This window comes from Nocardioides sp. HDW12B, assembly GCF_011299595.1.
In the GTDB taxonomy this organism is placed as follows: Bacteria; Actinomycetota; Actinomycetes; order Propionibacteriales; family Nocardioidaceae; genus Marmoricola_A.
Genome location: NZ_CP049867.1, coordinates 34,243 through 48,146, shown reverse-complemented (window position 1 = coordinate 48,146; position 13,904 = coordinate 34,243). Strand labels below are relative to the sequence as shown.

The window sequence follows — 13,904 nt, the reverse complement described above, 5'->3', positions numbered from 1 at the left end:
AGAGAGGTCTTCACCCCTGATGACAGCAACGCACGCCGACTACCGGCTGAGCCAGCTCGATGAGTTGGAAGCGGAGTCGATCCACATCTTCCGTGAGGTCGCCGCCGAGTTCGAGAAGCCGGTCCTCATGTTCTCCGGCGGCAAGGACTCCATCGTCATGATGCGTCTCGCCGAAAAGGCCTTCTACCCGGCGAAGATCCCGTTCCCGGTGCTGCAGGTCGACACCGGCTACGACTTCCCCGAGGTGCTCGAGACCCGCGACCACTGGGTCGACCGCCTCGGCGTCCGCCTGATCGTCGCGAGCGTCGAGGAGGCCATCAAGGACGGCACCGTCGTCGACGACGGCAAGACCTCGCGCAACCGTCTCCAGATCGGCACGCTGCTGCACGCCCTTGAGGAGGGCGGCTTCACCGCGGCCTTCGGCGGCGGTCGTCGCGACGAGGAGAAGGCCCGCGCCAAGGAGCGTGTCTACTCTCACCGCGACGAGTTCGGTCAGTGGGACCCGAAGATGCAGCGCCCCGAGCTGTGGAGCCTCTACAACGGGCGTCTCCACGAGGGTGAGCACATGCGCATCTTCCCGATCTCGAACTGGACCGAACTCGACGTCTGGGACTACATCGGTCGCGAGAACATCGAGATCCCCAACATCTACTTCAGCCACCAGCGCCGCGTCTTCCAGCGCGACGGCATGCTGCTGAGCGAGAGCGAGCACAACCCCACCAAGCAGGGCGAGACCGTCGAGGAGAAGACCGTCCGCTTCCGGACCGTCGGCGACCTCACCCTCACCGGCTGCGTGGAGAGCACAGCCAGCACCATCCCCGAGATCATCGAAGAGATCGCCATCGCCCGGGTCACCGAGCGAGGCGCCACCCGTGGTGACGACCGCTTCTCCGAGGCAGCCATGGAAGACCGCAAGAAGGAAGGCTACTTCTGATGGACCTGCTCCGTTTCGCCACCGCCGGCTCGGTCGACGACGGCAAGTCCACTCTCATCGGACGACTTCTGCTTGACTCCAAGTCGATCTTCGAGGACCAGCTCGAGGCCGTGGAGTCGACGTCGAAGTCGCGCGGCTACGACTACACCGACCTTGCGCTGCTCACCGACGGTCTTCGCTCCGAGCGGGAGCAGGGCATCACGATCGATGTCGCCTACCGCTACTTCGCCACCCCCGCGCGGAAGTTCATCATCGCGGACACCCCCGGCCACGTGCAGTACACGCGCAACATGGTCACCGGCGCCTCGACCGCCGACCTCGGTCTCGTGCTTGTCGACGCCCGTCAGGGCCTGACCGAGCAGTCTCGCCGCCACGCGGTGATCCTGTCGCTGCTGCGGGTCCCCCACCTGGTGCTCGCGGTGAACAAGATGGACCTGGTCGACTACGACGAGAGCATCTACAACAAGATCCACGAGGAGTTCACGGCGTTTGCCACGAAGCTCTCGATCCCTGACCTCGAGATCATCCCGATCTCGGCTCTCAAAGGCGACAACGTCGTCAACCGCAGCGAGCACATGGACTGGTACAAGGGTCCCTCGCTCATGCATCACCTCGAGCACGTGCACGTGGCCTCCGACCGCGACCTGGTCGACGCACGCTTCCCGGTGCAGTACGTCATCCGACCGAAGTCGGACGCCCACCACGACTACCGCGGGTACGGCGGCATGGTGGCCGGCGGCGTGCTCAAGCCCGGGGACGATGTCCTCGTCCTGCCGTCCGGCATGACCAGCAAGATCGCCGGCATTGATCTCCACGAGAAGGAGATCACCGAGGCCTACCCGCCCATGTCCGTGACGGTCCGCCTCGAGGACGACGTCGACGTCTCTCGCGGCGACATGATCTGCCGACCGGCGAATGCCCCGAAGCCGAGCCAGGACATCGACGCGATGATCTGTTGGATGACCACGGAGCCGCTGAAGCCGCGGCAGAAGCTGGCCATCAAGCACACGACGCGGGTGGGTCGTGCGCTGGTGAAGGACATTCAGTACCGCCTGGACGTGAATACGCTGCACCGCGATCAGGAGACCAAGGAGATCGGTGTCAACGAGATCGCACGCGTACAGTTGCGCACCACGGTCCCGTTGTTGTGCGACCCGTACTCCAAGAACCGCACGACTGGGTCTTTCATCCTCATTGACGAGGCAACAGGCGTCACGGTGGGCGCTGGGATGATTAACAGCGGCAACTGAATCGCTCGGGGCCATCGTGAAACGAATCCTTGACTTGATCGTCTCGCTGGCCGTGCTCTCTATCGCTAGCCCGATAGTGTGCATCGTAGCAATCAGTGTTCGCGCTTTAGACGGCAGACCCGTAATTTTCAGTCAGGACCGTCCGGGTAAAAACGGCAAAATCATTCGAATTTACAAGTTCCGGACAATGACGAACGACAACACCGACACAGTCACGAAACTTGGGCACCATCTTCGGCGAACTAGTCTCGACGAACTTCCTCAACTCGTCAATATCCTCACAGGAGACCTCTCACTCGTTGGCCCCCGCCCCCTGCGCGTTGAGTACCTTCCCCTATACTCCCCAACACAAGCGCGCCGACACGAGGTGCGGCCGGGCTTGACTGGCTGGGCCCAAATCAACGGCCGCAACAACTTGAGTTGGGACGAGAAGTTCGAACTGGACGTGTGGTACGTAGATAACCGGTCATTCCTACTGGACCTAAAAATCCTGGCGCTTACTGCGGCCCGTGTCGTTCGGCCTAGCGGCATCGACGGAGCCTCCGGGACCATAATGGAGCCGTTTCGCGGGACGGATCTCGCGAATTCATCGCTGAACGATGGAGAGACATGAGCCGCCTCCATGCTAAACGGAGCACCTTGATGCCCAAGTGATTTGGGCTGCCTTCAGGTTTTCAATGAGGTCTGCCCGCCAAGGGCTTCTGAGCCTTGAACTGGTCTCGTATCCACGACGCAATGTCAGCCTGCTTTACGCATTCGATCAAAGCGTTGCCTGATTTGCGAGCCCGCAACGTGCAGGCGGCTGCGCCCCATGGCGACGCGCAGAGCCAGAGACAGGGCCCAACCTCCCGAGTGGTCTCTTAGAGCGCGGACATTCTGATACGCGAATCGGTCGCCCCCGTGCCCGACCTCGAGTCTCGCTACATCTCTCACCCGCAGCTCATCCGGCAGCGTTCGACATCGCTCCAGCGCGCCGACAAGCTTCAGGTTGATCATCGTGCGCAAGCACTTCTCACAACGACCGCAGTTGAACGCTCCGCCTGGATTCTTCCAACACACGCGAAGATGATCGAGTGCCACCACACTCTCAGCAATAACCGCTACCTTTTCCGGCCTCGTAAATTCAACGCCATCATGACTAAACGTCAAGTCACTCGATGACCAAAGGTGATCGACTGCAGGGTGGCTCCCCCAAGGGATCAGGTCAGCCTGATGATAACTCGCGGGGATAATGACTTCGCTCAGATGCTCGGCAAGGGCGTGACCGACGGCTGCAAGGGCCGCACCGTGGTGATGGAAGCCCCAATCGATGCGACCGCGACTGAGTTCAGCAATGTTTGTACGGACCTCAATCAACGGCTTGTTGAGCGCTTGCGCGGAATCGCGGGCGGATCGGGTCGCGCGCTCAACCAATACTCCGTCATCAGGATCGATATCGAAGCCAACTACAAAAATCAGATGACTGACGCGGTCGCGGTTCTTGAGCACGCTAAAGAAAGAATCAACTCCTCCACTGAAAAAGCATCCTGTTCCTCGAGTTTCTTCGTCAGGTCCCGACTGCATCACCGGCGCTATGATTTTGATCATGTTGAACATGCTGGGCCACCATTGCGAGAACGTATCCTGCACGCTCAAGAGCCCCGTCGCCAACTTCGGATCAACCGGATCACCATCAGTGTGAACGTCCAAACCGAGATGCGAGGCCACTGGCAGCAACGCAGACACCCACGCATTCATGGACCGTCTCAAGGGTACGTTCGCCTCAATGAACAGCGGCATTTCGGGCCGCCCCGCTATGGCGCACGACGCCATCAGTACGTTCGGCCCAGGACTCGGGCTGTGCTTGATGTTGATGGACGGACGTCCCCCACGTTTCATTACAACACGGTACACCGGACAACCACCGTTCGCGGTGGCGTCCGCACACCCGTGCGGCGCCCAAGCGACGTGCTACTCGAGACACGCTCTCCGCGGACGCGAAGCTCCTACCGAGGGCGACATCCGCCACACGACGAGCCAATGGCAAGGAGCATTCCAATGCTTCCTCCATGCCGCCAGTTCGCGACGTAAGCGTTGCCCAACGTTCAGATCGCTTTCGATGCCACTGCCTATCCGAAGACGCTCTAGCTCCCGCGCAGCAGCATCTTGCTGCGGACACGAAGCGCGCGCGCCGCCTGGGTTCGACTAAATAACAACGCGGTTAGGAGAACGGAGGCGCTACCAACAATGAGACTCTCAGCGATCAAGGTGAAGATCGCACCACCTATATTGTCGAATGGAACCATCGAATAAAGAGCGCCCTGCGCAACTACCAGCAGTGCCCCAATTAGCTGGGCTGCATAGTGCCGCCATGGACTCGCGCCAAGGTGCTCGCGCAGTAGACGCCAGGGTTCGTACCACCAGTTTGTCAGTATGCGTGCGACGAACGTTGCAGCAAGGACGCCCGCAACACCAAAGACGACCCCACCTAGAATTGACAGAAACAGGTTGAGGGCCGCCGTGAACACCAATATGTACTTCGTGTCCTTGAATAGACCCGTTCCCGTGCGATAAACAAGAATGGGCAGCAGATTTCCCAGCAAGTAAAAGTTTGCAAGAGCGACGAATGTAATCTCGCGCGATATCGTGAACCGTTCACCCAGCCACAGTGCTACAAAGTCATCCAAACACGACCAGAGAACAAGCGTCGCAGACGAGAACACAACATAAGCGACAAGAGAAAGCTCCCAGAACACGCCAAGTGCCGAAACCCTGTCACGCGAAGCTATAAGGTTGCCGACACCAGCGGCGACTCCTCGGAACATGATCTCAGTTGCCATCACGACGGCGCCAATAATAAGGGCATAGTTCGAGTAGAATCCTAGCGCAGCGGACCCGACAATGATCGATATCATCACGGCATCCGTATTACTAATCAATACTCCACAGACGCGGTACACCATCATTGCACTTATTGATTCTCGAACGTCGCGTCGAGTTTCGTCGTCGATGGATTGTGTCGATTTATTTACGTATGGATAAGCGCGTCCGACATGGCTATACACGGCCAGGTTGTAAATCACGGTGCCAGCGACCTGAATCAGTACGTAGGCGAGGTAACTTTGGATGGCGATCAGAGCGGCTATCTGCAATCCAGAACGCGTGAGGTCAACGGCCATGAAGTATAACCGCGAGACGAATGCGCGTTGGTCAGCCAGTAGTAAAGTGACTCGGTGCGCCATGAGAAAACTCGCTGCCGAACCGCACAGCAGGACCAGATAGTATCCAGCAAGTTGCCCGAAGCCGATCTCGGCAGTCGTCAGGAGGCTTAGAAACGGTATTGGTAGAATCCCGACCACGAGAACGCCTGCGGCAACCCGCCGATATAGACGTGCTCCGTGGGAAACGAGTGCGGCGGTTCGTCTCTCGTTTCCAGCCTCAAGCGGCCGGTATAGAACGTACATTAAAGAGGTGCTGAGACCAAACTCAATTATCGTAGCTAGCGCAATAAGCCCTTGGAACAGGGCATGCACGCCAAGAACATCGATTTCCAACGTGCGCACAAAGTAGGTACGGTTAAGTAGGTTCGACAAAAGAAGGACTAGCTGAACCCCCAGACCGACGCCCATGTTGAGAAGTGCCTTCGAGGTCCGACTACTCATTCATGCGTTCCTAGCCCTGATATCTCTGCCCAAGCCACGCATGCGAGTCAATCCGCTGCCTTGCGGAAGGCGTGATCAAACTGCCGGCAAAGGTTAGCCAGATGCTGCTCGTGAACTGCCAATCGAGTTATCGATTGCGCTCGCAATTGCAAGGCATCTGAGTTTATCTCGTCGGCTCTGAGCACTTGCACGAGGGGCGACTCGCGCAGCCAGTCATCGACGAACTGCGCAACCTTGCCGGTCTTGCTGTCCAGCGCGATGCATGGCGTCCCCGTGATCATGGCGAAGATCACGCCATGGAGTCGGTCGGTGACAATCAGTTTGGCTGCAGCAAACTCTGACCAGATATCGCCCAGTTCCGTGTCGGCCTCAGCAGTGCCGATACGTACATCTCCGATGTGGGTGTCCCGGCGGCGAGTCGAATCAAAGCTTTCACATACCGAGGACAACAAGAGTTCCTGCTTCGCGGTCAGCGATTTCTCGAGATCGGATCGCAATGCCAACAATACTCCGGAGCGCGGAACGATACTGCGGACGGGGGGCAACTGGGTCAGCACGACATCGGGGGCCGAGATCACAGTACTTCGCGAAAAGATGGTCTCGGCATGCGCTGCCGATCGAGAATCCCTGACGAGTATGGCTAGCCGTGGGTGACTCGAATAGACCCTCGTCGCTCTTCGGGCGGCGCGGCGACCCGTTATCGAACGGCTGAACTCGACGGTCTGTGGGAAAGAGATGATCTTGTTTCCCGGGAATGACTCGACCCAGAGTTCGCGCAGGAACTGAATGTCATCATAGCGGTCGCCAGTGTTTCCACCGCCTATGAGCGTGATGACGTCGCTGCTTCCGATAACGTCGCGTAGCCGCGCGATCGCTGGCATGCTCCGCGAGATGGGGATCGCCTCAACGACTGCATCGGGGAATGCCCGCTCAAGGTACTCTCGCTGCGCCTTTGTGATGGCTAGGTCACCGAGGTTTCCATAGTCGGCGCCCAGAGCCACAAACACGTGACGCTTGCGTGGGTCGCTGGCCCGGATGGCGGGATCGGGATCGGCGGCGGCCAGCGCTCTCCTGAGACGTCGTCGCACTAGGGCCTGACCTGCCCCGCTGCGCAGGACTCGACGTCGCAACGGCGCAATCACCCTGCTCACACGCTCCCCCTGTTGAAGCTCCACGAACTCGTATGACATGTATGGTCGCTAGGAGGCATGGACCCGATCGATGGCCCACATGGTCGCTCCGTGGCCAGCCCACTCTAGGCCATCGACGGAGAGACCTTGGAGGCACCGTTGGATCATGCACGCTCGGACGGATCGATGCGGCCCTGGTCACCACATTTGTCGCTCTCCACGGCTCGGGGGGTAAGCCCTAGCGTCGCTGCCATCGAGGCGGTCCTGACACTCGGCGGAATGCCAACTCATCTAGTGCCGTGGCAGGAGACCAGTCCCACGCCAACGCCAGGCGTGTTCGAAGCGGCGCGCACCGAGATCGCCGCATTTTGGCACGCACGGGAGCACCTCGACATACGTAAGGAGGGCGTGCGCCTTCTTGAGCAGACCCTCTCCACGATGACCGAGTCGCGACGCCCCATCGTGCTCTTTAGCGGTGGCATCGATTCGAGCCTCATTGCATCAACACTGCGTGACCTGGGCAGGCGTGACACGCTTCTTGTCCACCTTTCCTTTGGTGCCCAAGACCCCGAGACACTAGCCGCCCGGTCTGTGGCATCGACCCTCGGAATGGAACTTCACGAGCTTCGCTCGACTGGTTCTGGAGTGAGTTGCCTTGAGCAGCCTGGGACCGTCTACCCTATTCCCTTCGGCGATATTTCAACTTCACCCACAGCTGAACTCATGCAAGGCGTCGCCCACCTGGTAGATGGCATTCCGACTGTGATCATCGACGGCACTGGTGCCGACGGCGCCTTCGGTCTTGGAGCGAAGATTGCGACATTCCAGCGTCTAGCCAGCGCGCCTGGGTGGGTCAGCAGCGCACCGGGCGCCGCCTATCGATGGGGCCTGTGGCGCGCAAAGGGCGACCTTGAGTATCGCGGACGTATTGCCCGGCGCATCAGCGAGTTCCCGGTGCCGTTGGCCCTCATCGCGCAGACTTCGCTCTTCCACGTAATGTTTAGAGACGACCATCGCGCGAGCCTCACCCGAGACATGACCAACACTGCAGTCGATATTGCTGACGCAAACGTCTATGCACAAGCGGTCGTGACTGACCTCATGCTGACCTGCGCGCGAGTATTTGCCCAGAAGACCCTGGGCCCAGCATCGCGCCATGGGCTGAGCGTGGTTTACCCATTTCTCGACAGCCCGCTGGCTGCGCTGGGCATCGCGTCAACGAAAGCCAACCCGAACACCCCACCCAAACGATGGATGAAAGACGCACTCTCCACGCGCCTCAGCTCGTCGCTGATCAACCGTCGAAAGTCAGGATTCATCGACCCAGGGGGATCGATGCTGCGCACCGCGCCGTTTCGAGCCGCTCTTGAGGACGCACTTTCAGCTGACAGCGCTCTGAACGGGATCGTGAACGCCGCCCGATTGCGGCGCTTAGTCAATCACTCTTCGCTTTCCACATTGCCGCACGGGCACACCAACCTCCTCTGGTCCCTCGCCTTCACCGACCGCTGGTACCGGACAAACTGCGGTCCCAACGAGCCACAGCAAACAGCACGGGCGTGAGAAACGAGCTCTGTAGCAGCAACACGCCCAACTTTTCACGTCGACTCAGACCCCTGAAGCCCCTGCCCAGAGCGACGCAGTCGCGTGTCGAGCGACTCCTGGTTCTTCTCGAGAAGGCGCAGGCACACCTTAGCCACGAGCCCGTCCGTTCTGGCCGCTTGGCCGATGTGACCGCCGCGCGGACCGTCAGTCTTTGCCTTGTCGCTCCGACATACTCAGTCGAGAGCTCCCAAGTGGTGAGCATTTCACAAAGCGCGCGCACAGCTCGACATCGAAGCTGAAAATATTCAGCGTAGTACTTGGTCCCAAGCGTTTGGTGCTCAAACTGCTGATAATGCACGAAGGCTGCGGCCACGAACGAGAAACGAGCCCCAGCGCGACAAAGTGTCGCGTTGAAGATAACGTCCTCTATCAGACTAGTTCCCTCTTCAAATCGGACCCCGCAAGTGCGCAGCCGATCCAAGCGATACAATTTATTCCAAGCGTATCCGAGGAGATTCACAAAGTCTGCAGTTGTTACGCCGACGACGGCCCGGAGGGCCTCGGCATCGGTATCCGCTGTTACTGGTATCTGAATCGCAGAACGCGTAACCAGCCCCGATTCGGACCGGAAATCGACCATGGCCCCTGCCACAACGACGTCAGCTAGCGTGACTTCTGCCGCCTCCACCATCCGCTCGAGCGTGTCCTTTTCCATCCAATCGTCGGCGTCCAGGAAGAGCACGTAACGCCCCGTAGCCCGATCTAGCCCAGCGTTTCGTGCGTCCGACAGGCCGCCATTCATCTTATGCACAGAGATAATGCGAGGATCCTGAGAAGCGAGTTCGTCGCACAGCGCCGGGGTCGCATCAGTGGAACCATCGTTAACAATCATCAGCTCGAACGCGGCGTGTGACTGCGCTTGCACCGAAGCCACGCACGCAGGAAGATGAGCCGCTGCGTTGTACGCTGGGATAATGACAGAGACTATGGGGCCAGCCATCATCAGGCTTCCAGACCGTACAACCGTAGGACCAATTCGACGGCATTCGCAGCATTGTAATCGGACTCCGAAAGGAGCTCACGCGTGTCCGTCTTCGTGCCTCCTGCTTTGAGACGCAAGATCGAATCCTGCCATATGTCCGGTCGCTCAAGGGACAAATACTCGACCAGTCCGAGGCCAAGATCCACCTCACGAGTAACCCGATCGGACACGAGACTGAGAGTTCCCGCGGCCTGTGCCTCGATGACTGACACAGGCAAGCCTTCGTAAAGCGACGGCATCAGTAACGCATCGAGGGCGAGGAGGACCGCGGGAATATCAGTCCGCATCCCTAGGAACTGCACTCGGTCAGTAAGGTCGGACCTATGCACTCTCGACTCAAGCCGCTCACGGTCTGGTCCGTCACCTACGATCCAAAAATACACTTCCGACGTTCGGACGACCTGCTCCGCGAGGTCAATAACGAAGTCAAGGTTCTTGGCGCTTCCGAGGCGGGCCACCGAACCGACCAGAAGCGCATCAGCAGGGACGCCGTGCGCCGTCCGTAGCGTGATAGCGTCCGTGACGTCTTGGTGCACGAATCTTTCCAAATCGACTGCGTTGGGGAGTACCGAACCTCGCTTCCATGCATTACCAAAGAGATGGCGACCGGCGTCTTCACCGCAAGCGACATATCGGTTCGCAAACCGTCGAATCAACAGTCTCGCGAACGCCTGCTTTGAACGCTGTCCTCCAAGTTGGTCACCATCCCTTGTGGTATGCGAATGAGCGACACGAACGGGAACATTCTCGCCCCATGCCCCTTGGACCACCGCAGCGGAGGCCAGGTTCAAGTGGGAATGCACAACTTGATAGGGACCGTGGGATCGAATCTCCTGAGCGATTGCGCGACAGCTCTCTCGGTAGCCTCGCCCACGCAGCGGCCCAATACGAATGACTTTGCCGCCCAGCTCGTTCACTTCCGACTCGAAAGTCCCAATCTCCTCGTCGAAAACTAGGAAATCGAACTGCACGAGCGAACGATCGAGCTTTCGGTACAGGTTCATGACCATCGTCTCCGCGCCACCTGCACGTAACGATCCAGTCACCTGCAGCACACGCGTCGGCGCTGCGCCCCGACCGACGCTCTCGTCTCCCTCTCGATTCACCATAGGTTTAGCCTACCGGTCAAAGATCCAACGGAAGTTAGATAGAGCCGCAACCTCGCTCGTTTCGATGTACCAGAATGTAGCATAGAAAATTAGGATCACCACTGTTAACGGTTTCTGCAAGTCCCGATCTTTGACTCTTACGATTGCAGGATAAGCCAGCGTCAGAAATATGCTGGTGTAGATCGCGAATCTCGCTAGATACGCGCTGCCACTTGCCGCGATGAATATCGCAGCATTGACATGTGCAAGATTGATATAGAGGTGGTCGTAGGGCGATAAGCGATCAGCATCCGTGAACAACCAGTACAAGACTATCGGAGCAAGCGCCACCGCGATTCGAAGCGGATCCACCGTTTCCGTGAAATACGAGCCAGCAGACACATCGTCCTGCTTGATTTCGTCCGCAATTAGCCCGAAGGTGTCGTAAAGATTAGTCGCCACGATAGTCGCGAGGAGCAACAAGAAGACTCCAAGCGGTCGGAGACGGCGACGGGGTAGAGCGTACGCGGCTATGGCGATCAGCGCACTAATATGGAAGAGTGCCGCGGCGAAAACCAGGCCGACAAACTTTCCAAGTTTGCGTTCGACAATGAGGTGATGGCCCGAGAATAGAATAGCGCAGGCGATGAATTGGCGCACGCCGTTGAAACTGTTCTGCCATGCCGACGTTAGTATATATAGGGCGACGCTGAAGGCAAACATTGGGCTTCGCCGCCAAAGCGTCAACACGGTGAGCCCTACGGTAACGACCGCAGCAAAGGCGAACATGGTTGCAGAATCGTCCTGAAGTTGCCTCCCTAATTTTGCCAGGACGCGAATTCCGGGCTCTCCGTCCCAGGAGAGTTCGTCAAAGGGGGTCACCGAGTATCTCTCGTAGAGGAGCTCGTATGTCACGTAGTCGGTACCCACTCGCCACCTGAGGGCAGAAATGCCCGCAAGCAGGAGGAACACGGCGGCTGCAAGGGTGAGGTTGGGACGCGGCTCCTTGGGCGGCAGGTCACCCCTCGTCGGCGCGGTCGGGAATCTCGTCGGTCGCTGGGCTAGCAGAGCGAAACCGACCGCAAAGAAGGTGGCAAGGTAGTAGACGGTCATGAACTAGAAGTCGTTGATTTTAGTGCAATCCGGGCTTGGTACTTGCGCCAGACATGCGCCAACTGCCAGGGCACGAATGCTTTCACTAGAGAAATCGCGGGTCGAGCCAGCCAATACCTTGGAAACCCCAAAAGCGAATAGCCAATTATGCTCGTTTGGAATGTCGCCCACCTGACCTTCAAGGTCCTCCTCTTGAGGGCGCTGGTGTCCTCTCGCACGAGATACAGCGGCGCGGGGAGGTTGTGGCCGGAAAATCCCGCGGCGAAGAAGCGGAACCAAAGGTCGTAGTCCTGGCCGCGCACCGTGCGTTCAGACACCGTGTACCCGCCGAGAGACTCATATGCTGCTCGCCGCATCATGATGGTCGCATGCGCGAACGGCACCCCGGCCCTCATCGCGTACTTCGTTGGTTCAGGCGGGAGCGTAACTACGTCGTGCTTTCCAGTAGCGTCGAACCGTTGCATCGCCGTTCCAACTACATCTATCTCGGGGTGGGCCGCGAGATGGTCAACTTGAAGCTGGAAGCGATTCGGAGCAGAGATGTCGTCGCCATCCATACGAGCGATCAGTTCACCCTGCGCCTCGGCAAGACAGCGGTTAAGCGAGAGGGAAAGCTTGCTGTTCACATCGTTGCGGATCAGCCGCACACGTCCAGCCGACCTCGCAACGAGGTCGGCCAAGATGAGCGGGGTGTCATCGGTGGAGGCATCGTCGCAGATGACCAGCTCCCAATTCTGGTAGGTCTGGTCGAATATCGACTCCACCGCGCGACCTACAGTCTCGCAGCAGTTATATACGGCCATGACCACTGACACCAGAGGCGCTCTGGGGGTCGTCGCCTCTGGAGCCGCCGGCGAAGAAGCGGAGGTCACAGCAACTCCACATTCTCGCCCCGCATGCGCCGGCGGGTGTCGAGCACATAAACGCCGCTGCGTGAAACGAGCTCGTAGTCGACATTGTCGTGGTCAGTCAGGAGGACGACTGCGTCTGCCCTATGCAGTTCCTCGTCGGAGAGATGCGTGTGCAGCGCGAAGCCGGGGACTTGTGTGGTCGGCACATAGTCATCGATAACGACCACCTCAGCTTCCAACTCGTGCAGAAGGTCGGCGATGCGGCGTGAAGGCGACTCACGCGAGTCTCCGGTGTTCTTCTTGTACGCCATGCCCAATAGGACAATCCGACTCCCAGCGACCGATCGGCGCTGCTTGTTAAGCGCCAAGATCAGCCGACGGACCACGTAGTCGGGCATGTGCTCGTTCACATCGTTTGCCAGCTCGACAAACCTGAAACTGTGACCCAGGGTCTTGCGGACCTGCCACGACAGGTACGAGGGATCAACGGGAAGACAGTGTCCGCCGACGCCGGGACCGGGGGTGAAACGCATGTAGCCGAAGGGCTTCGTGGACGCTGCATCGATCGACTCCCAAACATCGATACCGAGATCGCGAGCGAAGACAGCAAGCTCGTTGACTAGGGCGATGTTGACGTGTCGGAACGTGTTCTCGAGAAGCTTGGTCAATTCTGCCTCTTTCGGGGTGGCGACCGGAACAACCTCGTCGACCAACTTCCGGTACAAGTCCACAACAGCGGCACGCCCCTCAACCCCGATACCCGACACCACCTTCGGCGTGTTCACGAAGGTGTACGTCTGATTCCCAGGGTCGATGCGTTCCGGGGAGTAGCCAGCATGGAAGTCTGACGCCACGGTCAGCCCGCTCACGCTCTCGAGAATTGGAACCATGAGCTCCTCAGTAGTTCCCGGGTACGTGGTCGACTCCAGGACGACGGTTGCGCCAGGCTTCAGATGCTGGGCGAGAGCGCGGGTGGCGTCCTCAATGAAGGTCAGATCCGGCAAGGTCTCCTTCAGCGGGGTCGGCACGGTGATGATCGCGTAGTCGAAGTCCGCAGCGTCTTCAGGGTTCGTAGTCGGCAGATAGCGTCCAGACTGAAGAGCCGCTGCGACGGTCTGGCCCTCGACGTCTTCGACGTAGGACTGCCCGTCAAGGAGGCCCGCCACTCGCGCGTTGTCGGTGTCGAGACCGACTACTGAGTAGCCGACTTCCACCGCGCGCATGGCAATCGGCAGCCCGACGTACCCCTGACCTACAACGACTAGCTTGCTCACGCGTCCTTCTTTCTCATTTCGTGTACTCGGCTGAGT

Annotated in this window: 11 protein-coding genes; 4 read left to right on the top strand and 7 right to left on the bottom strand. The window is 59.1% G+C overall.

Annotated elements, in window-relative coordinates; translation table 11 throughout:
- The first annotated feature begins 19 nt into the window (after window positions 1-19).
- Genes cysD through G7072_RS00215 form a run of 3 tightly spaced genes read left to right on the top strand, consistent with a single transcriptional unit; the run spans window position 20 to window position 2,797 of the window.
- Window positions 20-934, top strand: coding sequence for a sulfate adenylyltransferase subunit CysD (cysD, locus tag G7072_RS00225; RefSeq protein WP_166083649.1), 915 nt, complete (start codon window positions 20-22; stop codon window positions 932-934).
- A complete protein-coding gene (locus tag G7072_RS00220) occupies window positions 934-2,184 on the top strand; it encodes a GTP-binding protein (RefSeq protein ID WP_166083648.1) in 1,251 nt (416 codons plus the stop codon). Before cysD ends, G7072_RS00220 begins: the two co-directional genes overlap by 1 nt.
- 16 nt (window positions 2,185-2,200) lie before the next feature.
- Window positions 2,201-2,797 (top strand): sugar transferase, encoded by a 597-nt coding sequence (locus G7072_RS00215; RefSeq protein WP_277343387.1) that lies wholly within the window; start codon window positions 2,201-2,203, stop codon window positions 2,795-2,797.
- A 125-nt stretch (window positions 2,798-2,922) separates the two neighbouring features.
- On the opposite strand, the gene G7072_RS00210 is transcribed toward G7072_RS00215, so the two are convergent.
- The 3 genes from G7072_RS00210 to G7072_RS00200 form a co-directional block, all read right to left on the bottom strand.
- Window positions 2,923-3,909 carry a hypothetical protein gene (locus G7072_RS00210; protein WP_166083647.1) on the bottom strand — a complete coding sequence of 329 codons (987 nt, stop codon included), beginning with the start codon at window positions 3,907-3,909 and terminating at the stop codon, window positions 2,923-2,925.
- A 398-nt stretch (window positions 3,910-4,307) separates the two neighbouring features.
- Window positions 4,308-5,825 (bottom strand): hypothetical protein, encoded by a 1,518-nt coding sequence (locus G7072_RS00205; RefSeq protein WP_166083646.1) that lies wholly within the window; start codon window positions 5,823-5,825, stop codon window positions 4,308-4,310.
- Between the two features lie 47 nt (window positions 5,826-5,872).
- Window positions 5,873-7,015: a polysaccharide pyruvyl transferase family protein gene (locus G7072_RS00200; protein ID WP_166083645.1), complete on the bottom strand. Its 1,143-nt coding sequence runs from the start codon at window positions 7,013-7,015 to the stop codon at window positions 5,873-5,875.
- Window positions 7,016-7,288: 273 nt separating this feature from the next.
- Between G7072_RS00200 and G7072_RS00195 the strand changes: the two genes are divergently transcribed.
- A complete protein-coding gene (locus G7072_RS00195; protein WP_166083644.1) occupies window positions 7,289-8,518 on the top strand; it encodes an asparagine synthase C-terminal domain-containing protein in 1,230 nt (409 codons plus the stop codon).
- A 984-nt stretch (window positions 8,519-9,502) separates the two neighbouring features.
- Here G7072_RS00195 and G7072_RS00185 read toward each other — a convergent pair.
- The 4 genes from G7072_RS00185 to G7072_RS00170 all read right to left on the bottom strand — a co-directional run bounded on the left by G7072_RS00185 (window position 9,503) and on the right by G7072_RS00170 (window position 13,868).
- Window positions 9,503-10,651: a glycosyltransferase gene (locus G7072_RS00185; protein ID WP_277343386.1), complete on the bottom strand. Its 1,149-nt coding sequence runs from the start codon at window positions 10,649-10,651 to the stop codon at window positions 9,503-9,505.
- Window positions 10,652-10,660: 9 nt separating this feature from the next.
- Window positions 10,661-11,743, bottom strand: a complete 1,083-nt coding sequence (locus G7072_RS00180; RefSeq protein WP_166083640.1) for an EpsG family protein — start codon at window positions 11,741-11,743, stop codon at window positions 10,661-10,663.
- Window positions 11,740-12,546, bottom strand: a complete 807-nt coding sequence (locus tag G7072_RS00175; protein ID WP_277343422.1) for a glycosyltransferase — start codon at window positions 12,544-12,546, stop codon at window positions 11,740-11,742. Before G7072_RS00175 ends, G7072_RS00180 begins: the two co-directional genes overlap by 4 nt.
- A gap of 65 nt (window positions 12,547-12,611) precedes the next feature.
- Window positions 12,612-13,868 (bottom strand): nucleotide sugar dehydrogenase, encoded by a 1,257-nt coding sequence (locus G7072_RS00170; protein WP_206063226.1) that lies wholly within the window; start codon window positions 13,866-13,868, stop codon window positions 12,612-12,614.
- Between the last annotated feature and the right edge of the window lie 36 nt (window positions 13,869-13,904).

Coding starts and splice junctions, on each gene's coding strand:
- G7072_RS00205 (WP_166083646.1), bottom strand. CDS start 5,825: ATGAGTAGTCGGACCTCGAAGGCACTTCTCAACATGGGCGTCGGTCTG.
- G7072_RS00175 (WP_277343422.1), bottom strand. CDS start 12,546: ATGGCCGTATATAACTGCTGCGAGACTGTAGGTCGCGCGGTGGAGTCG.
- G7072_RS00185 (WP_277343386.1), bottom strand. CDS start 10,651: ATGGTGAATCGAGAGGGAGACGAGAGCGTCGGTCGGGGCGCAGCGCCG.
- G7072_RS00180 (WP_166083640.1), bottom strand. CDS start 11,743: ATGACCGTCTACTACCTTGCCACCTTCTTTGCGGTCGGTTTCGCTCTG.
- cysD (WP_166083649.1), top strand. CDS start 20: ATGACAGCAACGCACGCCGACTACCGGCTGAGCCAGCTCGATGAGTTG.
- G7072_RS00220 (WP_166083648.1), top strand. CDS start 934: ATGGACCTGCTCCGTTTCGCCACCGCCGGCTCGGTCGACGACGGCAAG.
- G7072_RS00200 (WP_166083645.1), bottom strand. CDS start 7,015: ATGTCATACGAGTTCGTGGAGCTTCAACAGGGGGAGCGTGTGAGCAGG.